Annotated in this window: 28 protein-coding genes; 15 read left to right on the top strand and 13 right to left on the bottom strand. The window is 64.4% G+C overall.

Annotated features, from left to right (window positions below; all coding sequences use genetic code 11):
* Positions 1–161: 161 nt before the first annotated feature.
* Positions 162–629, bottom strand: a complete 468-nt coding sequence (locus tag BM151_RS05840) for an RDD family protein (protein ID WP_425429529.1) — start codon at positions 627–629, stop codon at positions 162–164.
* Between the two features lie 74 nt (positions 630–703).
* The gene (locus BM151_RS05835; protein ID WP_090058838.1) at positions 704–1,192 is read right to left on the bottom strand and encodes a DUF2852 domain-containing protein; all 489 of its coding nucleotides are present in this window, start codon (positions 1,190–1,192) and stop codon (positions 704–706) included.
* A 304-nt stretch (positions 1,193–1,496) separates the two neighbouring features.
* On the opposite strand from BM151_RS05835, the gene BM151_RS05830 reads away from it, so the two are divergent.
* Complete coding sequence (locus BM151_RS05830) at positions 1,497–1,997, top strand: GFA family protein (protein ID WP_090058835.1); 501 nt, start codon at positions 1,497–1,499, stop codon at positions 1,995–1,997.
* 17 nt (positions 1,998–2,014) lie between these two features.
* Here BM151_RS05830 and BM151_RS05825 read toward each other — a convergent pair whose 3' ends face one another.
* Positions 2,015–2,485: a YbaK/EbsC family protein gene (locus BM151_RS05825; RefSeq protein WP_090058833.1), complete on the bottom strand. Its 471-nt coding sequence runs from the start codon at positions 2,483–2,485 to the stop codon at positions 2,015–2,017.
* Positions 2,486–2,590: 105 nt separating this feature from the next.
* Here BM151_RS05825 and BM151_RS05820 point away from each other — a divergent pair, with 105 nt between their 5' ends.
* The 3 genes from BM151_RS05820 to BM151_RS05810 all read left to right on the top strand — a co-directional run bounded on the left by BM151_RS05820 (position 2,591) and on the right by BM151_RS05810 (position 6,533).
* Positions 2,591–5,404 (top strand): bifunctional [glutamate--ammonia ligase]-adenylyl-L-tyrosine phosphorylase/[glutamate--ammonia-ligase] adenylyltransferase, encoded by a 2,814-nt coding sequence (locus BM151_RS05820; RefSeq protein WP_090058830.1) that lies wholly within the window; start codon positions 2,591–2,593, stop codon positions 5,402–5,404.
* A 30-nt stretch (positions 5,405–5,434) separates the two neighbouring features.
* Positions 5,435–5,764 carry a hypothetical protein gene (locus BM151_RS05815; protein ID WP_245781107.1) on the top strand — a complete coding sequence of 110 codons (330 nt, stop codon included), beginning with the start codon at positions 5,435–5,437 and terminating at the stop codon, positions 5,762–5,764.
* Between the two features lie 265 nt (positions 5,765–6,029).
* On the top strand, positions 6,030–6,533 hold the full coding sequence (locus BM151_RS05810; RefSeq protein ID WP_177213032.1) for a protein tyrosine phosphatase family protein: 504 nt from the start codon (positions 6,030–6,032) through the stop codon (positions 6,531–6,533).
* Positions 6,534–6,600: 67 nt separating this feature from the next.
* Here BM151_RS05810 and eda read toward each other — a convergent pair whose 3' ends face one another.
* Positions 6,601–7,242: a bifunctional 4-hydroxy-2-oxoglutarate aldolase/2-dehydro-3-deoxy-phosphogluconate aldolase gene (gene eda / locus BM151_RS05805; protein WP_090058825.1), complete on the bottom strand. Its 642-nt coding sequence runs from the start codon at positions 7,240–7,242 to the stop codon at positions 6,601–6,603.
* Positions 7,243–7,495: 253 nt separating this feature from the next.
* Between eda and BM151_RS05800 the strand changes: the two genes are divergently transcribed.
* On the top strand, positions 7,496–8,608 hold the full coding sequence (locus BM151_RS05800; protein WP_090058822.1) for an NADH:flavin oxidoreductase: 1,113 nt from the start codon (positions 7,496–7,498) through the stop codon (positions 8,606–8,608).
* A 200-nt stretch (positions 8,609–8,808) separates the two neighbouring features.
* The gene (locus BM151_RS05795) at positions 8,809–9,288 is read left to right on the top strand and encodes a GNAT family N-acetyltransferase (protein ID WP_090058820.1); all 480 of its coding nucleotides are present in this window, start codon (positions 8,809–8,811) and stop codon (positions 9,286–9,288) included.
* 26 nt (positions 9,289–9,314) lie between these two features.
* On the opposite strand, the gene edd is transcribed toward BM151_RS05795, so the two are convergent.
* A complete protein-coding gene (edd, locus tag BM151_RS05790; protein ID WP_090058817.1) occupies positions 9,315–11,132 on the bottom strand; it encodes a phosphogluconate dehydratase in 1,818 nt (605 codons plus the stop codon).
* Between the two features lie 428 nt (positions 11,133–11,560).
* On the opposite strand from edd, the gene BM151_RS21585 reads away from it, so the two are divergent.
* From BM151_RS21585 to BM151_RS05780, 3 genes are all read left to right on the top strand, one after another.
* Positions 11,561–11,713: an RSP_7527 family protein gene (locus tag BM151_RS21585; RefSeq protein WP_177213031.1), complete on the top strand. Its 153-nt coding sequence runs from the start codon at positions 11,561–11,563 to the stop codon at positions 11,711–11,713.
* 303 nt (positions 11,714–12,016) lie between these two features.
* On the top strand, positions 12,017–13,246 hold the full coding sequence (locus BM151_RS05785; RefSeq protein WP_090058815.1) for an RSP_2647 family RNA methyltransferase: 1,230 nt from the start codon (positions 12,017–12,019) through the stop codon (positions 13,244–13,246).
* Between the two features lie 10 nt (positions 13,247–13,256).
* Positions 13,257–13,805: an RSP_2648 family PIN domain-containing protein gene (locus BM151_RS05780; RefSeq protein WP_090058813.1), complete on the top strand. Its 549-nt coding sequence runs from the start codon at positions 13,257–13,259 to the stop codon at positions 13,803–13,805.
* An 82-nt stretch (positions 13,806–13,887) separates the two neighbouring features.
* On the opposite strand, the gene BM151_RS05775 is transcribed toward BM151_RS05780, so the two are convergent.
* From BM151_RS05775 to BM151_RS05745, 7 genes are all read right to left on the bottom strand, one after another.
* A complete protein-coding gene (locus tag BM151_RS05775) occupies positions 13,888–14,568 on the bottom strand; it encodes a M48 family metallopeptidase (protein ID WP_090058811.1) in 681 nt (226 codons plus the stop codon).
* 42 nt (positions 14,569–14,610) lie between these two features.
* Positions 14,611–15,288, bottom strand: coding sequence for a DedA family protein (locus tag BM151_RS05770; RefSeq protein WP_090058808.1), 678 nt, complete (start codon positions 15,286–15,288; stop codon positions 14,611–14,613).
* Positions 15,281–15,685: a hypothetical protein gene (locus BM151_RS05765; protein WP_090058805.1), complete on the bottom strand. Its 405-nt coding sequence runs from the start codon at positions 15,683–15,685 to the stop codon at positions 15,281–15,283. Before BM151_RS05765 ends, BM151_RS05770 begins: the two co-directional genes overlap by 8 nt.
* 93 nt (positions 15,686–15,778) lie before the next feature.
* The gene (locus BM151_RS05760) at positions 15,779–16,963 is read right to left on the bottom strand and encodes a vWA domain-containing protein (protein ID WP_090058803.1); all 1,185 of its coding nucleotides are present in this window, start codon (positions 16,961–16,963) and stop codon (positions 15,779–15,781) included.
* A 30-nt stretch (positions 16,964–16,993) separates the two neighbouring features.
* On the bottom strand, positions 16,994–17,158 hold the full coding sequence (locus BM151_RS05755; RefSeq protein ID WP_090058801.1) for an apolipoprotein acyltransferase: 165 nt from the start codon (positions 17,156–17,158) through the stop codon (positions 16,994–16,996).
* 74 nt (positions 17,159–17,232) lie between these two features.
* On the bottom strand, positions 17,233–18,537 hold the full coding sequence (locus BM151_RS05750) for a DUF2927 domain-containing protein (RefSeq protein ID WP_245781106.1): 1,305 nt from the start codon (positions 18,535–18,537) through the stop codon (positions 17,233–17,235).
* 266 nt (positions 18,538–18,803) lie between these two features.
* The gene (locus BM151_RS05745) at positions 18,804–19,712 is read right to left on the bottom strand and encodes a LysR family transcriptional regulator (RefSeq protein WP_090058798.1); all 909 of its coding nucleotides are present in this window, start codon (positions 19,710–19,712) and stop codon (positions 18,804–18,806) included.
* A 130-nt stretch (positions 19,713–19,842) separates the two neighbouring features.
* On the opposite strand from BM151_RS05745, the gene BM151_RS05740 reads away from it, so the two are divergent.
* From BM151_RS05740 to BM151_RS05720, 5 genes are all read left to right on the top strand, one after another.
* Positions 19,843–20,400, top strand: coding sequence for a carboxymuconolactone decarboxylase family protein (locus tag BM151_RS05740; RefSeq protein WP_090058795.1), 558 nt, complete (start codon positions 19,843–19,845; stop codon positions 20,398–20,400).
* Positions 20,401–20,529: 129 nt separating this feature from the next.
* Positions 20,530–20,994: a nuclear transport factor 2 family protein gene (locus BM151_RS05735; protein ID WP_090058792.1), complete on the top strand. Its 465-nt coding sequence runs from the start codon at positions 20,530–20,532 to the stop codon at positions 20,992–20,994.
* 8 nt (positions 20,995–21,002) lie between these two features.
* Positions 21,003–21,614: a pyridoxamine 5'-phosphate oxidase family protein gene (locus BM151_RS05730; RefSeq protein ID WP_218151322.1), complete on the top strand. Its 612-nt coding sequence runs from the start codon at positions 21,003–21,005 to the stop codon at positions 21,612–21,614.
* 55 nt (positions 21,615–21,669) lie between these two features.
* Positions 21,670–21,924: a protein-tyrosine phosphatase family protein gene (locus BM151_RS21580; protein ID WP_090058789.1), complete on the top strand. Its 255-nt coding sequence runs from the start codon at positions 21,670–21,672 to the stop codon at positions 21,922–21,924.
* Complete coding sequence (locus BM151_RS05720) at positions 21,925–22,149, top strand: protein-tyrosine phosphatase family protein (RefSeq protein WP_090058786.1); 225 nt, start codon at positions 21,925–21,927, stop codon at positions 22,147–22,149. It begins immediately after the preceding gene.
* On the opposite strand, the gene BM151_RS05715 is transcribed toward BM151_RS05720, so the two are convergent.
* On the bottom strand, positions 22,143–22,646 hold the full coding sequence (locus BM151_RS05715; RefSeq protein WP_090058784.1) for a GNAT family N-acetyltransferase: 504 nt from the start codon (positions 22,644–22,646) through the stop codon (positions 22,143–22,145). The two genes, BM151_RS05720 and BM151_RS05715, sit on opposite strands and share 7 nt — an antisense overlap.
* 224 nt (positions 22,647–22,870) lie before the next feature.
* Here BM151_RS05715 and BM151_RS05710 point away from each other — a divergent pair, with 224 nt between their 5' ends.
* On the top strand, positions 22,871–23,617 hold the full coding sequence (locus BM151_RS05710; RefSeq protein WP_090058781.1) for a hypothetical protein: 747 nt from the start codon (positions 22,871–22,873) through the stop codon (positions 23,615–23,617).
* The last annotated feature ends 146 nt before the right edge of the window (positions 23,618–23,763 follow it).

Here is a 23,763-nt window from a genome sequence, read left to right as displayed (position 1 = left end):
CGGCTTAGACCGAAAACGTAAAGAGCAGGTTCAGGAGTTGTGAAAAATCTAGCAACTTCTGCGGCATTCGCCAAGCCCTTGGGGTTCCGAATTCTGCGGAACGCGAAAAAGGGGCGCCGCGCGGCGCCCTGATTGCAGTTTTCCGAGGCTGTTTTGCGGGCTCAGAATGTCGAGGGTCGGTTGATCGCGGCCGAGCCGAGGATCATGTCGGAGAGCCCCTGAGCGCGCGCGGTTGTGGCCATCAGCACGACCGAGACCACCTGCGGCAGGCCCATCGAGCACCAGACGGTGAACAGCGTGGTGTGCAACAGCGCCATGCCGAGATCGAAACGCTGCCCCTTGCGGTCGCGGAACTCGATCCCCATCAGCCGCATGCCCCAGGTGGCGGAACCATTGGCGATGGTGATCACCCGATAGGCGAAACTCACCACGGCCACGAGGAAGGGGAAAAAGAAGATCCCGGTGAAGGCGGTGAACGGCACGATCAGCGCGGCAATCACCACGCTCACGATCAGGTCGACCAGAAAGGCCAGCGCACGTTTCGTGGGCACCGAGTCGTAGAATTCGGGTTGGCGCTCGGGGTCCGGAAGGCCCCAATGGCGGTCATCATCATACATCATGCTATGCATTGTCATCTCTCCAAGGGGGCAGGGCAAGCCCATGTCGGGCTTGCCTCGTTTTCAGGGCGGTATCGGGCCGGACCTCAGGCCTCTTCTTTTTCGGCCTTGTCGGCGTCGTCCGCGTCTTCACCGCTGTCTTCGTTGCGGGCCTCGGCGGCGCGTTTGGCGCGGTCGTCCATGAACTGGTCGAATTCGGCCTTGTCCTTGGCGGCGCGCAGACGCTCGAGGAAGCTCTCGAACTGGTCCTGTTCCTCTTCGAGGCGACGCAGGGTTTCTTCCTTGTAGGCGTCAAAGGCGGTGTTGCCCGAAGGGCGCATGGCCGCATGGGCGGCGCGGAAGCGCTCGCGTTTCATATGGCGCGGGCCGAAGTCACGGTGTTTGCAGGCGAACATTTTCTTGCTCCAGATCATGTAAAACAGAAGGGCGAGGCCGACGGGCCAGACAAAGATGAAGCCAAGGACCATGGTCGCGATCCAGGCGCCTTTGCCCTTGTCGTCGAGCCAGGCCTCGGCGCGGCGGAACCAGCTCTGGGCGGTCCCTGCAGCGGGGTAGGAGGAGGCGACTTGGGTCATGGGTTTCCCTTTCTGTGGGATGTTTGCGAATGTGAATGTCTTTCACATTACCAAGATGGGGCGCACTCCCGTGTCTCGCAAGGGGTGATGTGAATGTTTTTTACATTATTTTTATTACCCCTTAAATTCAGGGTATTATAGGAGTTTCGATGCGGTTTTCGGCGGATTTCAGGGTCCGGGTTTGCCGTTCGGACACGGCGGGGTTTGGAGAATGACGCGGAATGGCGCATGAAGGAGGGGTCAGTCCTGAGCGGCTGCAAGAGGTTCGACATGCTGCAAGAGGTCCGACATAGGGAGGCTGGCGATGACGGCGACGGAAACCGGGGAAGAGCGCGAGGGAGCAACGGGACAGGCCAGGATCGGCACCTGCCGCTGTGGCGCGGTGCGCCTCGAGGTGACAGCACCGCCCTTCATGACGGCGGCCTGTCATTGTGACGGTTGCAAGAAGATGAGCGCGAGCGCCTTTTCTCTCACCGCGATGTTCCCGGCCTCGGGGCTTCGCGTGGCCCAGGGCGAGGTGATCAGAGGTGGCGCGAAAGGACCGGAGCTCGATCATTTCATGTGCCCCGACTGCCTGAGCTGGCTGTTCACCCGCGTGCGCGGGTTCGAGGAGATGGTGAATGTCCGTCCGACCCTGTTCGATACGGACGATCCCGAGGTGCAGGACTGGTGTCGCCCCTTCATCGAGACCATGGTGGCGAAACGTCTGCCCTGGGTACGGACCCCGGCGGAGCATGCTTTCGACGCCATGCCGGAGATGGCGGATTTTCCGGCGCTGCTCGAGGCCTTCGCGGCGCGTGGCTGAGCCTTCCCTGGCTCGGGTCAGGCGGTGAAATCCGCCTCTCGCGCGCCGGAAATGCGCAACAGCTCCCGCGGCGTGATCTCGAAAATATGTCGCGGCGTGCCGGCGGCGGCCCAGACGGTGTCGAACTCCAGAAGCTTCGGGTCAAAGAACGCATGCGGCGGGCTCAGGTGCCCGACGGGAGAGACGCCGCCAATGGCGAACCCCGTCACCTTGCGGACTTCCTTGCCGTCGGCGCGCTCCAGCGGCTCGCCCGCCACCTCTGCCGCCTTGATCACATCGACCTGATCGCCGCCGGCGGTGATAAAGACACAGATCGCGCCGCTCTCGGCGCCCTTGAACACGATCGACTTGGCAATCTGGTCGAGCGCGCAGCCCGCCTGATCCGCCGCCTCGGCGGCGGTGCGTGTGGACCCGTCCATTTCCAGCACATGAATGTCGAGACCGGCTTCCGAGAGGGCGCGCTCAACGCGTTTCAGGCTTTTCGACATGGGGCGCTCCTGTGATCGTCGCTGTCACGCGTTTCAACCATGTCGAATGCCCTTGCACAAGGTGCTGAAATCCCGATGCTTTGACGTAAGTGGAGGAGGAGAGCCATGACGGAAGCCGTAACAAATGCCGCGACCGGGGCCGCATTCGAGACCCGGATCACCCGCAGCCCGCGTGCCTATGAGCCGGAGCGCGCCCGCGATGCGCTGGAGGCGCTGCCGGGGTTCTCCGGAGCGGTGACCGAGGTGATCGGCGGCGCGGCAGGCTCCGCGCCCTACCTGCATGAGCTTTTGCTTAAGGAACCCGATTGGCTTCCCGAGGCTTTGGACAATCCCGAGGCGGCGCTCGCCGCCGAGATCACCCGGATCGAGGCGCTCGCGCCCGATCGGATCGACGCCGGCCTGCGTCAGGCGAAACGCCGTATCGCGCTTCTCTCCGCGCTTTGCGATCTCGCCGGGGTCTGGGCGCTCGAAGAGGTCACCGGTGCGCTGTCGCTTCTGGCCGACCGGGCCACCCATGTGGCGATCCGCGGCCATGTCGCGCGCGAGATCCGCAAGGGCAAGATCCCGGGCCAAAGCGAGGATGACATCGAGAGCTGCGGTGGCATGTTCGCGCTGGCCATGGGCAAGCATGGCGCGGGGGAGTTGAATTACTCCTCGGATATCGATCTGATCTGCCTGTTCGACGAAAGCCGTTTCGAGGGCATCGATCAGATGGAGGCGCGCGCCGGCTTCATCCGCGCCACCCGCAAGGCCATGGCCAGCCTGTCGGACCTGACCGCCGATGGCTATGTCTTCCGCACCGATCTGCGGCTCCGGCCCGATCCTTCGGTGACGCCGGTGTGTTTCTCCATGGATGCTGCCGAACGCTATTACGAGAGCGTCGGGCGGACCTGGGAACGCGCCGCCTATATCAAGGCCCGGGCCTGCGCCGGCGACACCGAGGCGGGGGCACGGTTTCTCACTTCGCTGACGCCGTTCGTCTGGCGCAAGCATCTCGATTTCAACGCCATTCGCGAGACCCATGACATGCGGCTGAAAATCCGCGCGCACAAGGGCCTGGGCGGCGCGTTGAAGCTCGAAGGTCATAATATGAAGCTCGGGCTTGGCGGCATTCGCGAGATCGAATTCTTTGCCCAGACGCGCCAGCTCATCGCCGGCGGGCGTGATGCGGATCTGCGGTTGCGCGGCACGGTGCCGGCCTTGGCCATGCTGGCGGACAAGGGCTGGGTCGAGCAGGAGACCGCCGAGATCCTGAGTCGGGATTACGTCGCCCATCGCGAGGTCGAGCACCGGTTGCAGATGCTGCGCGATCAGCAGACCCACAGCCTGCCGACGGCGCCGGAGGAGTTTGATCGTCTGGCCGCGCTGATGGGCAAATCCACCGAAGAGATGCGCGCCGAGATCGCCGCGCGCTGTACCCGCGTCAACGAGTTGACCGAGGATTTCTTTGCCCCGGGCGAGGCACCGCCGAGCCCGGATTTGCCGCCGGAACAGCTCGAGGTTACAGCGCGCTGGTCGACCTATCCCTGTCTGCGCACCGCGCGGGCACAGGAGATATTCCAGCGCCTGAAGCCCGAGCTCCTGTCACGCATTCAGAAACTCGACAAGCCGGGCGAGGCTCTGGGCCATCTCGATGGCTTCCTCAAGGGGCTGCCGGCGGGGGTACAGCTTTTCGCGCTGTTCGAGGCCAATCCGCAGCTCATCGATCTGATCCTCGACATCGTCTCTACCGCGCCGCATCTGGCGCAATACCTGTCGCGCAACGCCAAGGTGCTCGATGCGGTGATCGGCGGCGCGTTCTTCTCCGACTGGCCGGGGCGCGAGGGGCTGACCCGCGAGCTCTGTGGCTTGTTCCAGGAGGCCGGTGACTATGAGGCGCAGCTCGACACCTGTCGCCGCTGGGCCAAGGAATGGCATTTCCGCGTCGGCGTGCATCAGCTGCGCGATCTGATCACCGCGGATGAGGCGGGGGCGCAATATTGCGACATCGCCGCCGCCTGCATGGCCGCGCTCTATCCGCAGGTGGTGACGGAGTTCTCCCGCAAACACGGCCCGCCACCGGGGCGGGGCGCAATGGTGCTGGGTATGGGCTCGCTGGGGGCGGGGCGTCTCACCGCGGCCTCGGATCTCGATATGATCGTGATCTACGATGCCGCCGGCGTGGACATGTCCGAAGGGCGCAAGCCTTTGCAATCGCGGACCTATTACGCCCGTTTTACCCAGGCGCTGATCACCGCCATCACCACGCAGACCGCCGAAGGGCGGCTCTATGAGGTCGATATGCGGCTCAGACCCTCGGGCAAACAGGGGCCGGTGGCCACCTCGTTCGAGAGCTTCATGTCCTATCAGATGCAGGAGGCCTGGGTCTGGGAGCATCTGGCGATGACCCGTGGCCGGGCGATCGCCGGCGAGAGGGACCTGATGCAGGCGGTCGGCGATTTCCGCAGTGACCTGATCGCCGGTCCCAAGGAGGAGGCACAGGTGCGCAAGGAAACCGCCGAAATGCGGGCGCGGCTGGCCGAGGCCAAGCCCGGCTCCGATTGGGACCCGAAAAACGGCCCGGGCCGGATGATGGATATCGAGCTGGTGGCCGAGGCGGCGGCGCTCACCGCCGGCAGTTCCGAGCAGGATATCTATGCCCAGCTCGGCGCCGGGCGCGCCTCCGGCTGGTTCACAGAGGCGGAATATGCGCGTCTGGTCGAGACCTATCGGCTGATGTGGCGGTTGCAATCGGCGGCGCGCCTTTTGAGCGGGCAAAAGCTCGACCCCGGTGCGATCGGCTCCGGCGGGCAGGCGTTCCTGTTGCGCTCCAACGCCTCGGTGAGCCTCTCGGCGCTCTCCGAGGAATTGCGCACCAGCGCCGAGGCGGCGGCCGAGATCCTGACGCATCTGCTTGAACGCCCGGTACCCGCGGCGTAATCGGGGGACGAAAGACAGGAAAGGCGCGAGATGGCCCAGAAAGATATGCCGCAAGATATGCAGCAAGAAATGCATCCGCAGGTGGATGAGGCGCTCGACCCGGGCGGGCTCATTCGCGAATCCTACCGGATCGAGGGCATTACGCTCTCCGAGGCGCGGTCGATCTTTCTCGACTGGGCGATCAAGATCGATCCCGCGCTCGCGCCCCAGATCGCGATCCGCCGGCTTCTGGCGCTCTATGCCGGGGTGGCGGTGCCGGGCCATCCGATGACCGTGGTGCTCGAAGAGGGGCTGGGGAAGCTGTCCGGCCCGGCCGGGCGTCGCGGCGGTTCGCGTGCCCGCCGCTCCGGTCTAGGCTGAGGCACGGCTCGGGGCCGACCGGCAGCAAGACCCGGGCAATGTCGGGGATGCGGCGCCAAACTGTGCGCGACATGGCTGTGCAGTTTTTGTTGAGGAAGTGCTGCTTTTGTGCGCATTCCCTTGACTTGTTTCGAATTGTCAATGTTTGACCAGATCAGGTTTAGCTTCTGTTCACCTTTCAGGCGGAGGCTCTGCGAAAAAATAAATTTTCAAAATCGCACATGGTCAAAAGGATACTCTCATGAGGATCAAACGGTTAAACGGTATGCTGACAATCGCCAACCAGATGGAGACTGGAAAGATCGGAAAGGTGGCGGAAAGAGGTTACAAAACAATTATTTGCAATCGCCCCGATGGGGAGGGCGACGATCAGCCTGGCTTCGATGAAATCGCACGGCTGGCACAGGAACATGGCATTCAGACGGTCTATCTCCCGATCCAGCTGACCGGGGCGGAACCCGCCGATCACGCAGCTTTCGCGGAGGCGATCGAGGCCATGCCGAAGCCGATCATGGCCTATTGCCGCTCGGGCACCCGGTCTGCGATGCTCTGGTCGCATTGGGAGCAGAGCCACTCGGATTATGCCGAACGTGAACGTCGACTGGCGGCGATGCAGGTCGGGGCCATGGCGCCGGGCAGCACCAGCCTAGATGGGCGGCGCGCGGTGGCGCCATTGACCTCCGCGAGCGCGTCGGGCGCGGCGGATGACGGGTGGTGGAAGGAGGAACGCCAGAGCGGCGTGACCCGCTTGCGCCGCAACAGGGCCTGACGCCGGGTTCGCCATTTCTCCGTACCCGGGGGGGGCAATAGCGCCCCGAACGCCGTGCGGTCCGCCCTCAGCGGGGCAGGGCCGCGGCTTCGCGCGCCAGCTCCTCGATGGCTTTCCAATCGCCTTTCTCCACGAGATCCGCGGGGGCGACCCAGGAGCCTCCAACGCAGAGCGTGTTGGACAGCGACAGGTAGTCGCCTGCGTTTTTCAGAGACACACCGCCGGTCGGGCAGAACTTCATCTGCGGCAGCGGTGCGCCAATGGCCTTGAGCGCCGGCGCGCCGCCATTGGCTTCGGCGGGGAAGAATTTCGCCACCGTGTAGCCGCGCTCGAGCAGGCGCATCACATCGGAGGCGGTCGAGGTCCCGGCCAGAAGCGGCAGGTCCTCGGTCTCGCAGGCATTCAAAAGCGTGTCGGTGGCGCCGGGGGAGACCCCGAATTGCGCGCCTGCGGCCTTGGCTTCGGAGACATCCGACGGGGTCAGGAGCGTGCCGGCGCCGACGATGCCGCCCTCGACCTTGGCCATTTCCCGGATCACATCGAGCGCCACCGGGGTGCGCAGCGTAACTTCAAGCGCCGGCAGACCGCCGGCGACCAGCGCCTCGGCCAGCGGCCGGGCATGCGCCACGTCCTTCACCACGAGCACGGGGACAACGGGGGCGAGGCCGCAGACTTCTGCGGTTTTCAGACTGGCTTCCTGCGGGGTCATGGCAAGGTCCTTTGCTGTGGGCTGTACTTTGGGTTGTCGAGCGCTCTGGGCTGTCGAGGTAACTGTTAGCGCTAAATGCGCAGAGAATAAAGCCCAAGTTCCGGCCCCGGGAGGCGATTGGGCCGCGATCGAAGGGCGGGTCTTTCAAAGGGAGCGCAGGGCAGGCGTTTTTGTCAATGCTGCTCTGCGGCGCTTGACCTTTGTTTGCGCCACCATAGATGCACCGAAATACAGAATTCTGATGGAGCTTCCTATGACAGGACAGGCCGGGGCCTTGTTTCGCCCCTTTTCCCATAAATCTCTCAGCCTCAAGAACCGCATTGTCATGGCGCCGATGACGCGCGGCATGGCGGCCGAGGGCATTCCCGGCCCGCGCAATACGAGCTATTACACCCGCCGCGCCGAACATGAGGTCGGGCTGATCCTCTCCGAGGGCACGGTGATCGACCGGCCCGCCTCGCGCAACCTGCCGGGGATTCCGTTCTTCCACGGCGGTGAGGCGCTGTCGGGTTGGAAACGCGTGATCGATGCGGTCCATGCCGCCGGTGGCAAGATGGGGCCGCAGATCTGGCACACCGGGTCGACCCGGGGCGGAGACTGGGAACCCGACGCGCCGGTCGAGAGCCCGTCTGGGCTTCTGGCGCCGGAGACGCCGCGCGGTGCGACCATGTCGGAGGCCGATATCGAGGCGACGATCGCCGCCTTTGCCCAGGCCGCCAAGGCCGCCAGGGATCTCGGGTTCGACGTGGCCGAGCTGCACGGCGCGCATGGCTATCTGATCGATCAGTTCTTCTGGCAGGGCACCAACCTGCGCGACGATGGCTGGGGCGGTGAAACCATTGAGGAACGTTCGCGCTTCGCCGTCGAGGTGATCAAGGCGGTGCGGGCCGCCGTCGGTCCCGATTTCCCGATCCTCTTGCGCCTGTCGCAATGGAAACAACAGGATTACGCGGTGAAACTGGCGAAAGACCCGGCGGAAATGGAGCGCTGGCTCACGCCGCTCGTCGACGCCGGGGTCGATATTCTGCATTGCTCGCAGCGCCGTTTCTGGGAACCGGAATTCCCGGAGATCGACGGTGAGGAGGGGCTGAACTTCGCCGGCTGGGCCAAGAAGATCACCGGTCAGCCGACGATTTCCGTCGGCTCCGTCGGCCTGTCTGGCGAATTCCTCGCGGCTTTCGGCGGCGAGAGCTCGCAGGTGACGCCGCTGGACAATCTGGTGAAACGGATGGAGGCCGAGGAATTCGATCTGATCGCCGTCGGCCGTGCGTTGCTGTCCGATCCGCTCTGGGCCGAAAAGGTCAAACGCGGCGCCCTTGGCGAGCTCACCGGCTTCAACCCGGCTTCCCTGTCCGAGCTGGTCTGACCCGGGCTTCCCATCGCCCCGGATCGGGGCGGTGGGGCTTGTGCCCCGCCGGTCGCAGGACTAGGCTCGGTCCTGTCGGAAAAAGGAGCTTTATGCGCAGAAGATCAGGATCGCCTTCAAAGGCTTTTCACGTGCCCGTCGCCAGCATGGCAGGGTGCAGGATTTTCTATGCGCATATGCGCTTTTGACCGAGGTTTCTCATGACAAAGATAAATTTGACGCTCCGCCGGTATCAGGCGGAGGATAATGCCGCCTTGTCGCGGATTTGGCGACAGGCCTCCGAGCGGGCTCATCCGTTTTTCACCCCAGAGCAGCTTGATGAACAGCAACGCCAGGTGGCGGACATCTACCTGCCGCAGGCCGAGACTTGGGTGGCGCTGAGGGGCGCGACACCGCTCGGCTTCATCGGGCTTTTGCCCGACGAGGTGCGGGAGCGTTCGGAGGGCGGGCAGGGCGCCTTCATCGGCGGCTTGTTCGTGGCGCCCGAGGCGCAGGGGCAGGGGGTCGGGCGGGCGCTCATCGCCCATGCCCGATCACTCAAATCCCATCTCGCGCTGGAGGTTTACACCGCCAATCCGGGCGCGCGGGCCTTCTATGCCCGGCTCGGCTTTCGCGAGACCGGGCGGCGGGAGATGGATGACAATGGCTTGCCCTTTCCGCTGATCCGATTGGAGCTTTAGAAATCGGGAGCCGTGGGGGCGTGGGCTCAGATCAGAGAGCACGCCCCTTCGGTGGCGGGACCTGCATTCTGGCGGAAGGTCTCGAACAGCTCGCGGCCCATGCCGAACCTGTTGGCCGAGAGATCGATCATCACCGGCTCGCGGGCGTCAAAGCCCTCTTCGAGAACGTCCAGCTCCCCGGTCACCGCGTTGACCCGCACCATGTCGCCGTCACGGAGCTTGGCGATCGGCCCGCCGGTCACCGCCTCGGGCGAAACATGGATACAGGCCGGCACCTTGCCCGACGCGCCGGACATCCGCCCGTCGGTGACCAGCGCCACCTTGAGCCCGCGATCCTGTAGCACCGCCAAGGTGGGCGTCATCGAATGCAGCTCCGGCATGCCATTGGCGCGCGGGCCCTGAAAACGTACCACGACCACGGTGTCTTCGGTAAACTCGCCATTCTGGAAAGCGGTCTTCACATCATGCTGGTCGTGGAAGATCCGGGCTTTCGCCTCGACCACGTGATGTTCGGGTTTGACGGCGGAAACCTTCATCACCCCGCGGCCGAGATTGCCCTTGAGCTCCTTGAGGCCACCGCTTTTCTGGAACGGGTCGGAGGCGGGGCGCAGGATCTTGTCATTGACGCTCTCACGCTCCGGCTGCTCAAACGTCAGGACGCCATCGCGCAGTTTCGGCTCGCTGGTGTAGAGCGAAAGCCCCGCGCCGGCGACGGTTTTCACATCCTCGTGCAGCAATCCTGCGTCGAGCAGCTCGCCGATCAGATAGGACAGCCCGCCGGCGGCGTGGAAATGGTTCACATCGGCAAGCCCGTTCGGGTAGACCTTGGCCAGAAGCGGCACCACGTCGGAGATCTCGGAGAAATCCTCGAGATCGAGGATGATCCCGGCGGCGCGCGCCATCGCCGGCAGGTGCAGGACCAGATTGGTCGAGCCGCCCGTGGCCATCAGCCCGACGATGCCATTGACGAAAGCCTTCTCGTCGAGAATTTCGCCCACCGGCGTGTAATCATTGCCCTGAGCGGTGATCTGCAGCGCGCGTTTCGCCGCCTCGCGGGTCAGCGCGTCGCGCAGATCGGTGCCCGGATTGACAAAGGAGGCGCCGGGCAGGTGCAGCCCCATGACCTCCATCAGCATCTGGTTCGAATTGGCCGTGCCGTAGAAGGTACAGGTGCCCTGACCGTGATAGGCCTTCATCTCGCTGTCCATCAGCTCGCGGCGGGTAATTTCGCCGGTGGCAAACTTCTGACGCACCTTGGCCTTCTCGTCATTGGTGATGCCGGAGGTCATCGGACCGGCGGGGACAAAGACGGTCGGCACATGGCCATAGGCGGCGGCGGCCATGATCAGCCCGGGCACGATCTTGTCACAGATCCCCATGTAAAGCGCGGCGTCGAAACAATTGTGCGACATGGCGATCGAGGCCGAGAGCGCGATCGTGTCGCGCGAGAACAGCGACAGCTCCATGCCGGTCTGACCCTGGGTGACCCCGTCGCACATCGCCGGGACCCCGCCCGCGACCTGTGCCGTGGCGCCCTGCGCACGAGCCACATCCCGGACGATCTCCGGGTAATGTTCATAGGGTTTATGCGCCGAGAGCATGTCGTTATAGGCGGTGACGATGCCGATATTGGGGGCGTGCCCGTCGGCCAGCACCAGCTTGTCCTCGCCCATGGCGGCATAGGCATGGGCCTGATTGCCACAGGACAGATGCGCCCGCGCCGGGCCCTGATCCGCCGCCTCATTCATCCGCGCGAGATAGGCCTCGCGGGTTGGTTTCGAACGGGCGATGATGCGGGCGGTGACCTCTGCGATCCGGGGCGCGAGCTGGCTGTTCAGGGACATGTCTGGCCTTTGTTTTCTAAGCGTTTCTCATGGCTTTGGCATCGCAACAAATTCCTCTGAAGATCTCCGGCGAAGCCTCCGGGAGGGGGATGTGGCGATGGGGACGGGCTGCAAATGCTCCGTTAGCGCTAACTTAGCATCTTTCTCCGTCGCTGTCCATGGTGCTGCGGGGCAGCAAAGCAACAAATTCTGAATATGAGTTATAACAGACTGCGTCGTGGAGGCGCAGTCTGCAAGTCTTTGAGGGCGCGGTTTCGCCGTTTTGCTGCAATTGCATAGCAGGTCTTCGCATTCGGCACTCGTTAGGTCAGCGGTTTTGATCTATTTTCAACGCATCGGGAGGATCAACGCATCTGGCCTCGACCCCGTCCGGCACATTCGATCGGCGAGAAACAGGGGGAAGGCCACAGACTAGAACAGGTGATCCTATGTCTTATACACCCACGAGCCACATCAACACCCAGGCCATCGAAGCCAACGCTCACAAGATGCGCGCTGAATTCGTGCGCGACATGGTGCGTGCCGGCGGCCAATGGATGCGCGCCCGCGTCTTCGGGTCGCGCAGGGCGAAACTGGCCTGACGGGAAACTGGCCTGACGGCCGGAACATCCTTTACACATTCTGAAAATCCCGGAGACGGCTCCGGGATTTTCCTATTTCGGCCATGTTGTTCCGTGACCATTGTCTGTGAGGGACGGGAGTCCGGAGGCCGTCATGAAATCCATATTGCAGATACCGCTGATCAGACGCCCCTGAGGATTCCCGTCGCGTGTCTTTGCGCCACGGTGATACCGCGGAGGCGAAATCGCGCGTGTTCAGGCGATGCTCTGAGCGCGGTGTGATGCCCCTTTCTATACGGGGTAAAGAGGGGTAAGAGGGCTGCCATGACGCAGCCCTCTTTTTCCTCGCCCGAAGCGGCCCCGACCATCCGTCTCAAACCCAAGGCCAATGCCCGGGCGATCCGCCATGGTGCGCCCTGGGTCTATGACAACGAGCTGGTGATTGATCGCCGCACCAAATCCATCGCCCCGGGGACGATTGCGCGGCTTGAAGACGCCGAGCGGAATTTCCTCGCTTTGGTGGCGGTGAACCCGAATTCGCGCATCTTTGCCCGGGTGCTCGACCGTGACGCGGCGGCGCAGATCGATGAGGCCTGGTTTGCGGCCAAATTCGCCGCGGCGCTGGCGCATCGCGAGACGCTCTATGAGGCGCCTTTCTACCGGCTGATCCATGCCGAGGCCGACGGGCTGCCGGGGGTGGTGATCGACCGGTTCGGCGACACCGCGGTGGTCCAGCCCAATGCCGCTTGGGCGGATATTCTGATCGAACCACTGGTCGAGGCTCTGCGCACCGTCACCGGCGTCACCACCGTGGTGATGAACGGCACGGGCCGGGCCCGCGGGCTCGAGGGGCTTGAGGAAACAACGGAAATTCTCTCCGGTGCCGTTGAGGGGCTGATCCCGGTGCCGATGAATGGTGCCACTTACATGGCCGATCTCATGGGCGGGCAGAAGACCGGGTTGTTCTATGACCAGCGCCCGAACCACGGTTTCGCGCAGCGTCTGGTCAAGGGCAAGAAAGTGCTCGATGTCTTTTCCCATGTCGGTGGTTTTGCGCTGGCTTCGCTGGCCGGTGGGGCGGAGAGTGCTCTGTCGGTGGACAGTTCCGCCGCCGCGCTCGAGCTGGCCGAAAAAGGCGCCGCGGCCATGGGCAAGTCTGACGCCTTCGCCACCCGCAAGGGCGATGCGTTCGACGTTCTGGCCGCTTTGGCGGAAGAGGGCGAGAGCTTCGATGTGGTGATCTGTGATCCACCGGCTTTCGCGCCGTCGAAACCAGCCTTGGAAAAGGGCCTGCGCGCCTATGAACGTGTCGCCCGCATGGCCGCGCCGCTGGTGCGCGAGGGCGGCTATCTCGGGCTTTGTTCCTGTTCGCATGCTGCCGATCTCGACAAGTTTCGCGGCGCCTGCAACCGCGGCATCGGGCGGGGCGTGGGCCATTTGGGCCGCTCGGCGCAGCTCATTCACACCGGGTTCGCCGGGGCGGATCATCCGTTGATGCCGCAATTGGCCGAGAGCGGCTACCTGAAGGCGCTGTTCTACCGGATCGTCTCGTGAGGGCTGGCTCGTGAAGATCCTGCTCGATGCCTGCGTGCTCTATCCGACGGTGATGCGCGAAGTGCTTCTGGGCGTCGCAAAACGCGGCCTCTACACGCCCCTGTGGTCGGCGCGCATCCTCGAGGAATGGGCCCGCGCGGCACGCAAGCTCGGCCCCGCCGGCGAGGCGCAGGCCCGCAGCGAAGTGGCGCTGACCCGCGCCGCCTTTCCGAAGGCAGAAGTCAAGGAACACAAGGGCTTGGAGGCGCGTCTTTATCTGAAAGACGAAAACGACATCCATGTTCTGGCGGCTGCCATCGCCGGTGGTGCCGAGGCGATCGTGACGATGAATGCGCAGGATTTTCCCCGCCATGTTCTCTCTGAGGAAGGGTTGGAGCGCTGGGACCCGGACGGGTTTCTCTGGCGGCTCTGGTCGGATCATCCGGATCAGGTTGGTGCGGTGGTGGAAGCCGTTCGGCAAGAGGCGGAACGTCTTTCCGGCGAGGCCTGGGACACGCGGCGGCTGATGAAAAAGGCGCGGTTGCCGAAATTGGGCAAGGCGCTCGCCAGCGCTGTCTGATTTCCGTCGGACTTTCGTCGGCTTTGCGTCGGGCATGGGCGGCGGCCCGAAAGCCAGCGCGGCGGGTCACCTCATGCCCATCTCAGCCCCACTTTGCTTCATTCGCCTCGATCGCCCTGATCCGCTCCTCGGTCTTCGGGTGACTCATCAGCCAGGCCGGCATCGAGGCGCCATGCGCCCCGGTCAGATGCGGCAGTTTCTCGAACAGGGATTTCTGCGGCGCGGTGCCGATCCCGGCCTTGATCAAAAGCGCGGTGGCATAGGCATCGGCCTCGTATTCATCATTGCGCGACAGTTTTGCGGCGAGCATATTGGTCAGCCAACCGGCGAGATAGGCGCCGATCCCGGGCAGGAAGCGCGACAGCACCATGGCGAGCGCGGTGCGCAGCGCGTTCTGGCCGGAGAAATCGATCATCCGGCGTTTCGAATGGCCAAGCGCCACATGGCCCAGCTCATGTGCGATCACCGAGGCCATTTCATCGTCGCTGATCTGGCCCTGACGGAATTTCTCGTAGAACCCACGGGTGATATAGACCTTGCCATCGGGCGCGGCGAGCCCGTTCACCGGCTCGACCTCGTAGAGAAACACCCGCACCCGCGGCAGATCCAACGCCTCGGCCAGCCGGGCAAAGACGCGGGTGAGCTTCGGGTCGGCCAGCTCGCTCGAGCGGGCTTCCAGTTCGCGCAGCGTGCGCCAGGCGGAAAACCGGTACATGGCGAGGCCCCAGATCAGGGCGAGAAGGAGCGGTGTGAATTTCAACATGATGTGAATATGGGGGTATTTCGCGCGGTTGTAAGAGGCAATCTACTCGGCCAGCGCATCCTGTGCCTTCACCGTCTCGGAGGTCAGGGAAGAGGACTGCGCAGGGGACATGGCCGGCACGGTCAGGGCGCGTTGTGCCCGAAGCGCAGCAATGGCCCAAGAGAGAGCGGCCAGCCCCACGGCGCCGGCCACCAGAATGCCGATGATGTCGCTCATCATCTGTGAAATTTCGGCAATATTGGCGGCAAAGGCATAGCCGATCCAGACATAGGCATTCACCCAGATGGCTTCACCGGCGATATCGGCCAGGCTGAACCGCAGCCATGAGAGGCGCGTCGCCCCCGAGACGATGTTCACATAGGGCCCCAGGGGCGCGAACAGCCAGGTGGAGAAGAACACGCCCATGCCGCCATGGGCATCGACCATCTTTTCCGCCCGTGAGATCACCTTGCGCCGGGTCGCAGAGCGGTTGAGCCAGGCGAGCACTGGCGGTCCGGCCCGTCGTCCGAGCGCGTAACCCGCCTGATCGCCCAGCACCGCGCCCGTGAAGGCCCCGGCAATCAGCGGCAAGGGCGCGAGATCTCCGGCGGCGGCCAGCGCGCCGGCGGCCAGCATCATCAGCGAGGTCGGGATCGGCACCAGGAGGCAGGAGAGAAAAGCCGAGATCACGACACCCCAGACGCCATAGGCGGTGACGGCATTGAAAATGCTCTCACTCATCGTGCCGCCCTTCCGCGCCGGTCATGGGTTCGCCGGTCAGGGGGGGCGGGTGCGCGGCGCGATAGCTGTCGATCGTATCCTGTACCCGCTGCATCAGCTCCGCTTCCGGGATGCCCATCTCATCGGCGATCTCTTTCAGCGACATGCGTTTCTTGGGCGGCGCCTCGGGCAGGGCGAGCCCCTCGATCATCACTTCGCGCGGCAGGTGCCAGTTGTGCGCGACAAAGCCGGGGGTCATCCAGGGGGCGAGCATCTCTTCGCGCGGCGGATGCGCGCGCCAGAGCCAGGCATGCAGCGCCAGGCGAAGCCCGAACCCGGCCATGAACAGCGTGGCGACCAAAAGGATCGCGGTGGCGACAGGGGCGGCGGCCCAGAGGCGTTTCAGGCTTTTGATCATGGTCTCTTCGAAATCTGGCTCACGTGGACTTTAACGCAAAAGCGTGAATTTTCTGTCGCGGTCTGAGCGGATTGGCCGGACGATTGCGGGCAGCTATTTGCCCAGGATCTTCATGCCGCGCTCCAACCCCTCGAGCGTCATCGGCACCATGCGATCCTCGAAAATCTCGCGGATCATGGCGATGGATTGCGTGTAGGTCCAATGGCTCTCCGGCACGGGGTTGAGCCAGAGATGCTCCGGCCAGTTGGCGCGGGCGCGGGCAAGCCAGACCTGTCCGGCCTCTTCGTTCCAATGCTCGCTGGCGCCCCCCGGGATGGCGATCTCATAGGGCGACATCGAGGCGTCGCCGACAAAGATCACTTTGTAATCCTTGCCATAGGTGTTCATCACTTCATGGGTGGGGATCTTTTCGCCCCAGCGCCGGGCATTGTCGCGCCAGACGCCTTCATAGAGGCAATTGTGGAAATAGTAATATTCCAGATGTTTGAACTCTGATCGTGCCGCCGAGAACAGTTCCTCGACCACTTTGATATGATCGTCCATCGAGCCGCCGACGTCGAAGAACATCAGCACTTTCACCGCATTATGGCGCTCGGGCCGGGTCTGGACATCGAGATAGCCATGTTCGGCGGTGGAGCGGATCGTGCCGTCGAGGTCGAGCTCTTCATGTGCCCCCGAGCGCGCCCATTTCCTGAGCCGTTTCATCGCCAGTTTGATATTGCGGGTGCCCAGTTCGACCGTGTCGTCGAGATTGCGGAATTCGCGCTTGTCCCAGACTTTTACGGCGCGTCGATGACGCGACTTGTCCTGGCCGATCCGCACGCCCTCGGGATTGTAGCCATAGGCGCCGAAGGGCGATGTGCCGCCGGTGCCGATCCATTTGTTGCCGCCCTGATGCCGGCCTTTCTGTTCCTCGAGCCGTTTTTTCAGCGTTTCGATCAGCTTATCGAACCCGCCCATGGCCTTGATCTCGGCCATTTCCTCCGGGCTGAGATGCTTTTCCATCTCCTTGCGCAGCCAGTCTTCGGGCAGCGCGAGCGCTTCGAAGACAGCCTCCGAAGAGATCTCTTCAAGCCCTTTGAATGTCCGGGAAAAGGACCGGTCGAACCGGTCGAGATGACGCTCGTCCTTGACCATGGTGGCGCGGGCGAGGACATAGAAACCTTCGATGTCATAGGTGGCGAGACCCGCCTGCATCGCTTCGAGAAAGGCCAGAAATTCGCGCAGCGAGACCGGCACGCCATCCTGTCGCAAATTCTCGAAGAAGGGCAGGAACATCGGAGCCTCCGGGCCAGATCATCTCTGGCGTTACACCATCCGGTCCACGAGCACGCCGAGGAACAAGCCGACGAGGCCGAAAATCAACCCGTAGACCACCATGTATTGCAGCTTGTCGGCGCGGTTGCCATTGCGCTTTGCGGCCAGTCGCCAGCCCCAAATACCGCCCAGAAAGGTCAGAACCAACCCGATCATAGTCTCTCCCTCGTGGCGCCGTCCCCTGTGCGGGGCAGCCCCTCCTGTGGCCGGGTGGGCACCCTCACGATCCCCTAGCGCGCCAGCGCGGTGATCTCGGCCGCCCGGGCCCGGACCTCTTCATCCGAGCCAAAGCCATAACGTGCCCAGCCGAGACTGTCGAGCCGAAGCGACTGTGCCTCGCTCACCCGCCCCAATTTCGAAAGCGCCTCGGCCTCGGTCAGCATGAGGGACGCCAGAAGCGCGGCGTTTTCCGCGTCGCGCGCGGCATCGATGGCGCCGGAGGAGAACCGGTAGGCCTCCTCGTTCTGACCTTCGGAGAGCGCGAGCGCGGCAAGCTGCATCGCCACATGGGCGGCGTGAAAGCGGGTCTCGGGACTGGCGCTGTAGAGGCGATAGGCCTCGTTCAGGGCAAAATGCGCCTCGGCCCGGTCCGAGGCGACGGCCAGACGGCCCAGGAGAAACCAGGAAAACCCGGCGCGGGCGTCCGTCCAGCCCTGATCCTGCGCAATGGCGACGGCGGTGGCCGCGGCGCGGTGGCGCAGCGCGAGATTGCCCTCATCCATGGCGGTGAGCACCGCGTCCCCCCAGAGTCGCGGCGTCGGGCGCACGCTTTCGGAGGCGCCACCGCGCCCGGCCGGGTGGATCCGGTCGAGAATGCCGGGCAGGGCGGCGGCCACGTCGGCGCGGCGCATCCCGGACCGCAGCGCCGGGTCATAGGTGGCGCGCAGCACCAGCATGTCGAAGGGCGTCAGCACCGAGTGGATATTGTCGTCGTTGAACACCGTGTCGGCCAGACGGTAGAGGTCGTTCAGGGGCCCCAGCGCCTGGGCCAGTTCCTCGTGCAGGCAATCGCGGATCTCCTGCGGCGCGACATTTTCCGGGATGAAGATCGACAGTTTTTCGCGGGTCTCGACCTGGGTCCAGCTCAGCTCGGCACGGCGGGCGCGTTTGAACTCCTCCCAGCCGGAAATATTCGGCACCACGATACAGGCGGTGTTGGGCGCGCGGCGGGCGAGCTCCTGATGGGTGACCGTCTCGATGGTGATCGAAGCCTGCTCAGAGGGGGAAACCCGGGTGATGTCGATGCCGGCCTCTGTCTCAAACCGGGCCAGCAGGCGGCCGAGATCGTGATTGAGCGAGGCGGGAATGCGCTCGCCGGTGACGCGCAGGGTGATCGGGCCTTCGAAGCGGGTGAAGCGGTCGAGCTGCGCGCCGGTCTCCAGCGCAAAGGACAGGTCGAGAAAATCCCGGGCGATCGAGGCATTGCTGCGCCGGCTCGGCTGCGCCGGGCGGTCGTCAAAGAGTTTCATCGGTGGCAGATCGAGCGTCACCGGGGCGGCCCGGGCCGAGCTTGCCGTCTGTTGCGGCGGTGCCATGCAACCGGCCATGAGGCCGCCGACCGCGCAGAACACGCCGATGAGGCGGAGGCGGCGGGAAAGGGTCGGGCGGCGCGGGGAATGCTGCATGTCGCGGTCGGTGCTCTTCAGGCTTTGGGGCGGGGTGCCCGGCGGGGTCTTGAATTCGTTAACCAATTTTCTTTACCGGTCCGTTAAGCGGGCCAGCTTTGGCAAGTCTACGGCACTCCGGCAGGAATGCCAAAGGTTTGCGCGCAGTGTGTTGCTCGGATTCAAACCGGCGCAGTTCAAATCGGCAGGGCCTGCAGGCGCTGGGTCAGCCGTGGCGTGGCGAAATCGAGAAAGGCCCGGAGTTTCTGCGGCACGATGCCGTGGTTCGGATAGAGCAGGTGCACCGGCCAGGGATCGGGTTCGTAGCGCCGCAACAGCCGGGTCAGTTCGCCGGCGCGAATGCCCTCAGCGGCCTGATAGGACAGCACCCGGGTGATCCCCAGCCGACAGCGCGCGGCGTCCAGCGCCGCCTCCGCCGTGTTGACGGTGAGCCGGGTGGTGATCGCGACCGTCGGGCTGTCCTTGGTCGTGCCGAAACGCCAGCGCTCCGGCGACATCAGATCGCCGAAGGTGATGCAGCAATGGCCGGCCAGATCCTCCGGCGTCTCGGGTGTGCCGCGCTGCGCCAAATACTCCGGGCTGGCACAGGTGATCAGCCGCAGAGCGCCAAGACGGCGCGCGATCAGGCTGCTGTCCGGCAGATTGCCGATCCGCAGCGCCAGATCGATCCGGTCCTCGAACAGGTTCACCGGCTGGTCGGTCTGCACCAGCCTGATATCGACCTCGGGGAAGGCGCCGAGAAACTCCGAGATCACCGGCACCATATGCAGCCGTCCGAAGACGATCGGCGTGGTGATGGTGAGGCTCCCGCGCGGGGCCGAATAGGCGCCGCGGGCGCTGTCCTCGGCCTGTTGCAGATCGTCGAGGATCTGCCGTGTGGCGGTGAGATAGCTCTGCCCGGCGTCGGTGAGGCTCAGCCCGCGCGCGCCGCGTTGAAACAAGGTGGTGCCGAGATGCTGTTCGAGATCGGAGATCTTGCGGCTGACCGTGGCCAGCGGAATGCCGCGTGCCCGGGCGGCGCCGGAAAGCGAGCCGGCCTCGGCCGCGGCGGCAAACAGGGTCATGGCGTCGAAACGATCGGTCATATTTCCAAAATCCGGAAGGCTGGTTCTAGATGTGATGGTATACTGAATGAATGTGGAAGTCTCTATCTGTCTGTCACAAGGAAACGCGGGGCGCTCAGCAGTCCCCCCGCACGCAGAAGGAAACAGAAACATGTCGCGCATTCATACCCCAGCCAGCATTGCAGAGGCACCCGAGGCCGCCCGTCCGCTTCTTGAAGCGGTGCAGAGCCAGCTCGGCTCCGTCCCCAATATGTTCCGCCTCATCGCCAACAGCCCGGCGGCGCTCGAAGGCTATCTCGGCCTCTCCGGCGCATTGGGCAAGGGCCGGCTTCCGGCGCAGACGCGCGAGCGGATCGCGCTGGCCATCGCCCAGGTCAATGGCTGCAGCTATTGCCTGTCGGCGCATAGCTATATCGGCACGCATCTGGCCGGGCTGAGCGCCGAGGAGATGGCCGCCAACCGCGACGGCACCTCGCTCGATGCCAAGGCCGATGTGGCGGTGCGATTTGCCGTCGCCGTGGCCGAGACCCGCGGTCGGGTGTCCGATGCGGCGTTCAAGAGCCTCACGGAGGCCGGCTACGAGCCCGATCAGATCCTCGAGATCGTGCTGCATGTCGCGCTCAATGTGCTGACCAATTACCTCAACGAGGCGGCCAAGACCGATATCGATTTCCCGGTCGTGCCGGTGCGTCGCGAAGCGGCGGCCTGAGCCTCTCTCGAAGTCCCTGGCAGCTCTGCACCCCTGTCTGGCTCCTGATACGCAGAGCTGCATCTCTGGCGGGAAGCGCAATCCCCCTCACGCTTCCCGCCGCTTTTTCTTTCAATTCCGGAGAATTCCATGACCCGTCCGCCCTGTCCCCCGTTCACCCGTGAGAGCGCCGCCGAAAAGGTCCGGCTGGCCGAAGATGGCTGGAACAGCCGCGATGCCGAGAAGGTCGCGCTGGCCTACACGGTCGACTCGCTCTGGCGCAACCGCTCCGAGTTCTTGCTGGGGCGCGAGGCAATCGTGACGTTTCTCACCGCGAAATGGCAGCGCGAGCGCGACTATCGCCTGATCAAGGAGCTCTGGGCCTATACCGAAAATCGCATCGCCGTGCGCTTTGCCTATGAATGGCGGGACGCGGCCGGGCAATGGTTTCGCGCCTATGGCAATGAGAACTGGCAATTCAACGCCGAAGGGCTGATGGAACGCCGCATCGCCTCGATCAACGATCTGAAGATCGCCCAAGAAGACCGCCTGTTCCATTGGCCGCAGGGGCGGCGCCCGGACGACCATCCCGGTCTCAGCGATCTCGGGTTGTGAGGTGGCCTGTGCGTGACGAACCGACCCCCAGCGATATCGCCTTTTCCGATGCGGTGAAGCGCGTTCAGAGCCGCATGGGCTCGCGCGAGACCTATGCAGAGCTGGTACGGGAGCGGCCCTGGCCCGACCGGCTCAGCCCCTGGGCCGAGGGGTTCATCGCCGCGCGCACCAGCGTGTTTCTCGGCACGGCCGGGGCGAATGGCCAGCCCTATATCCAGCATCGCGGCGGCCCGGCGGGGTTTCTCAGGGTGCTCGATGATCGGACCGTCGCCTTTGCCGATCTCGAGGGCAATCAGCAATATATCACCCTGGGCAACCTGTCGGAAAACCCCGCGGCCTTCCTGTTCCTGATCGATTACGAACGGCGGCGCCGGATCAAGATCTGGGGCGAGGCGCGGGTGATCGAGGGCGAGGCCGCCGAGCTCGACGGGTTGCGGCCCGATGGCGGCCGGGCGGCGCGCGGGATCGTGCTGACGGTTCGGGCCTGGGACGTGAACTGCCCGCGCCATATCCCGCAGCTCGTCGACGCGGAGCGGGTGGCAGAGGTTCTGGCCGAGCAAGAGGCCAAGATCGCCGCGCTCGAGGCCGAGCTGGCGCGGTTGCGATCGGGTTCGTCTTGAACCCGCCCGGGCAATCGGCTCATGTGGTGGTGTGGCGGGCGCGAAGGACAGGGAAGTGGCGGAACCTCAGGATATTCTGAATTGGCGGCTTTGGAGCGCGCATATCACCCTGTCCGGTCAGCCGGACCGGGCACAGATCTCTGCGCTTGCCGCATCAGGTGTCAGCCATGTGCTCAACCTCGCGTTGCCGGATCAGGCCTCGGCGCTTGCAGGGGAAGCGCAGCTCGTCGAAGAGGCGGGGATGCGCTACACCAATATTCCGGTCGCTTTCGAGGCCCCGACGGAGCAGGATTTCGACCGGTTTTGCTAGGTGATCGAGCAAGGCGCCGGCGAGGTGCTTCATGTGCATTGCATTTTCAACGCAAGGGTCACGGCATTTTTCTATCGCTATGCGAAGGAAGGGCGGGGTGGCAATCCGGCGGAGGCTTTCACCTTGATGGACAGTGTCTGGCGACCGGGTGGGGTCTGGGCACGGTTCATCGGTGACGCGGCGGCGATGGATCTGCCGCATCGCTTCGCCGGCAAGGATTACTGAGCGCCCGGGGCTGCCGACGGTCCGGTCAGATCGAGGCGGAACCTGAGGAAGGTTTCCTCGCCATGCGTGGCCTCGCCGTCGCGGCGTGCGCCCAGGCGGGTCAGCGCGCCGAAATGCCGGCGCGTCGGCGGCAACAGGAATGTGACGCTGTCGATGCGCGGGTCATTGCGGGCGAAGTCCAGCGCCTTGGCGGTGATCTTTTGGCCGAGCCCGCGCGCCGCGGGCGTCAGCACCAGCCCGAAATCCCAATCCTCGCCCTCGCGTTCGAACCCGCCCCAGCCGACATAGCTGCCTTCCGCGAGAAAGCCCCAGTGGCCGAGCCCGCGGGCCTGCCAATGCGCCTCTTTCGCGGCAACCCAGTCGCGCGTGGTCCGCTCGGTCCACCGGCCTTTGAGCAGGGGCATGTGCCGCGCCACGAAAGGTTCCGACATATGTGCGGTGATCGCCTCGGGGGCAATCTCGGTCAGGCGGGTAAATTGCAGCTCTTGTTCGCGCATGCCGGTATGTCTCCCGACAGGGCGAGCTTGTGCAACGGCCTCGCGCGGGGAACACATCAAAGTGATGAGCCGTAACGCGCCGGGCCGGTCTGGCCAGGAGATTGCGCCCGCAGAGATTGGGCCCGACGGAATTGCGCCTGACGGAATTGGGCCCGACGAAATTGGGAAATGACGCGATTCTGTGCTAGGCTTTCGTGGTCGATGACAGCGCGCCGGGGCTCGCAATGGATGATGACGCTTTTTTTCAATATCTGAAGCTTTTCATGGACTATGTTCCGCTCTGGGTGCTGTTGCTCGGGGCCGGGGTGATCTGGCTGATCCGCCACCCTGACACGCTCTCGGCCCTGTCGCGCGATGTCGAAAGTGCCAAGATCGGCGAGTTCGAGATCAAGCTGCGCCAGGTCGAGGAACAGCTCGAGACCACGCAGGCGCATGTCGATGAGCTCGAGGCGGAGAACCTGCGCCTGTCGAGTTTCTATAACCGCTTCGATGCCCATGCCGGGCCGGATGTGCTCCGGGATGTGCGTCAGCAGGCGCATCACGCGGCGCGCGGGCTGAACGATCTTGCCCCGGTACGCGAGGGGCTGAAACCCGGGGCCTCGGCGGAGGATATCTTTGTCGCCGCCGAGATGCTGCGCGAACGGCGCGACATCAGCAGTTTCGACGCGCTGATCGATTGCGTCGCCCGGATCGCGGCGCACCCGACGCTCGAAGGTCTGCGCTATCAGACGGTCTGGAGCCTCGCCTCGGCGGTGCACAAGACCGTGTTGTCGGATGTCAGCCACAATACCGTGCCGGAGCTGAGCGCGGATCAGCTGAAACGCGCCAGACATGTGATGGAGACGCTGATCGGCAACCCGCATGTCGCACGAGATCGCCCCGATGCGCCGGAGGCGGGCATCCGCGGCCCGGCCCAGTTCGCCCTCAACTGGATCGAAAAGGGGCTCAAGGCCTGGGAGCGGGCGAAATAGGGGCGGGCTGGGGGCGCCGGCCGAGCGGGCTGCGGCACAGGCCGGTGAGCGCGCACGGCGGTATTGCCGCAATCCCGACGTTGCGCCCCGTTCACGCCCCGCTGACCCCGCGCGGCCCCCTCGCTGACCCCTTGTGTCTCGCGCGA

Source organism: Celeribacter neptunius (assembly GCF_900113955.1).
GTDB classification, from domain to species: Bacteria; Pseudomonadota; Alphaproteobacteria; order Rhodobacterales; family Rhodobacteraceae; genus Celeribacter; species Celeribacter neptunius.
The sequence above is the reverse complement of the archived record's forward strand: the minus strand, read 5'-3'. Positions and strand labels throughout refer to the sequence as shown.

Excerpts from the sequence above, each read along its gene's own strand:
- BM151_RS05840 (WP_425429529.1), bottom strand. The coding sequence starts at position 629 with ATGCATAGCATGATGTATGATGATGACCGCCATTGGGGCCTTCCGGAC.
- BM151_RS05835 (WP_090058838.1), bottom strand. The coding sequence starts at position 1,192 with ATGACCCAAGTCGCCTCCTCCTACCCCGCTGCAGGGACCGCCCAGAGC.
- BM151_RS05830 (WP_090058835.1), top strand. The coding sequence starts at position 1,497 with ATGACGGCGACGGAAACCGGGGAAGAGCGCGAGGGAGCAACGGGACAG.
- BM151_RS05825 (WP_090058833.1), bottom strand. The coding sequence starts at position 2,485 with ATGTCGAAAAGCCTGAAACGCGTTGAGCGCGCCCTCTCGGAAGCCGGT.
- BM151_RS05820 (WP_090058830.1), top strand. The coding sequence starts at position 2,591 with ATGACGGAAGCCGTAACAAATGCCGCGACCGGGGCCGCATTCGAGACC.
- BM151_RS05815 (WP_245781107.1), top strand. The coding sequence starts at position 5,435 with ATGGCCCAGAAAGATATGCCGCAAGATATGCAGCAAGAAATGCATCCG.
- BM151_RS05810 (WP_177213032.1), top strand. The coding sequence starts at position 6,030 with ATGCTGACAATCGCCAACCAGATGGAGACTGGAAAGATCGGAAAGGTG.
- eda (WP_090058825.1), bottom strand. The coding sequence starts at position 7,242 with ATGACCCCGCAGGAAGCCAGTCTGAAAACCGCAGAAGTCTGCGGCCTC.
- BM151_RS05800 (WP_090058822.1), top strand. The coding sequence starts at position 7,496 with ATGACAGGACAGGCCGGGGCCTTGTTTCGCCCCTTTTCCCATAAATCT.
- BM151_RS05795 (WP_090058820.1), top strand. The coding sequence starts at position 8,809 with ATGACAAAGATAAATTTGACGCTCCGCCGGTATCAGGCGGAGGATAAT.
- edd (WP_090058817.1), bottom strand. The coding sequence starts at position 11,132 with ATGTCCCTGAACAGCCAGCTCGCGCCCCGGATCGCAGAGGTCACCGCC.
- BM151_RS21585 (WP_177213031.1), top strand. The coding sequence starts at position 11,561 with ATGTCTTATACACCCACGAGCCACATCAACACCCAGGCCATCGAAGCC.
- BM151_RS05785 (WP_090058815.1), top strand. The coding sequence starts at position 12,017 with ATGACGCAGCCCTCTTTTTCCTCGCCCGAAGCGGCCCCGACCATCCGT.
- BM151_RS05775 (WP_090058811.1), bottom strand. The coding sequence starts at position 14,568 with ATGTTGAAATTCACACCGCTCCTTCTCGCCCTGATCTGGGGCCTCGCC.
- BM151_RS05770 (WP_090058808.1), bottom strand. The coding sequence starts at position 15,288 with ATGAGTGAGAGCATTTTCAATGCCGTCACCGCCTATGGCGTCTGGGGT.
- BM151_RS05765 (WP_090058805.1), bottom strand. The coding sequence starts at position 15,685 with ATGATCAAAAGCCTGAAACGCCTCTGGGCCGCCGCCCCTGTCGCCACC.
- BM151_RS05760 (WP_090058803.1), bottom strand. The coding sequence starts at position 16,963 with ATGTTCCTGCCCTTCTTCGAGAATTTGCGACAGGATGGCGTGCCGGTC.
- BM151_RS05755 (WP_090058801.1), bottom strand. The coding sequence starts at position 17,158 with ATGATCGGGTTGGTTCTGACCTTTCTGGGCGGTATTTGGGGCTGGCGA.
- BM151_RS05750 (WP_245781106.1), bottom strand. The coding sequence starts at position 18,537 with ATGGCACCGCCGCAACAGACGGCAAGCTCGGCCCGGGCCGCCCCGGTG.
- BM151_RS05745 (WP_090058798.1), bottom strand. The coding sequence starts at position 19,712 with ATGACCGATCGTTTCGACGCCATGACCCTGTTTGCCGCCGCGGCCGAG.
- BM151_RS05740 (WP_090058795.1), top strand. The coding sequence starts at position 19,843 with ATGTCGCGCATTCATACCCCAGCCAGCATTGCAGAGGCACCCGAGGCC.
- BM151_RS05735 (WP_090058792.1), top strand. The coding sequence starts at position 20,530 with ATGACCCGTCCGCCCTGTCCCCCGTTCACCCGTGAGAGCGCCGCCGAA.
- BM151_RS05715 (WP_090058784.1), bottom strand. The coding sequence starts at position 22,646 with ATGCGCGAACAAGAGCTGCAATTTACCCGCCTGACCGAGATTGCCCCC.
- BM151_RS05710 (WP_090058781.1), top strand. The coding sequence starts at position 22,871 with ATGGATGATGACGCTTTTTTTCAATATCTGAAGCTTTTCATGGACTAT.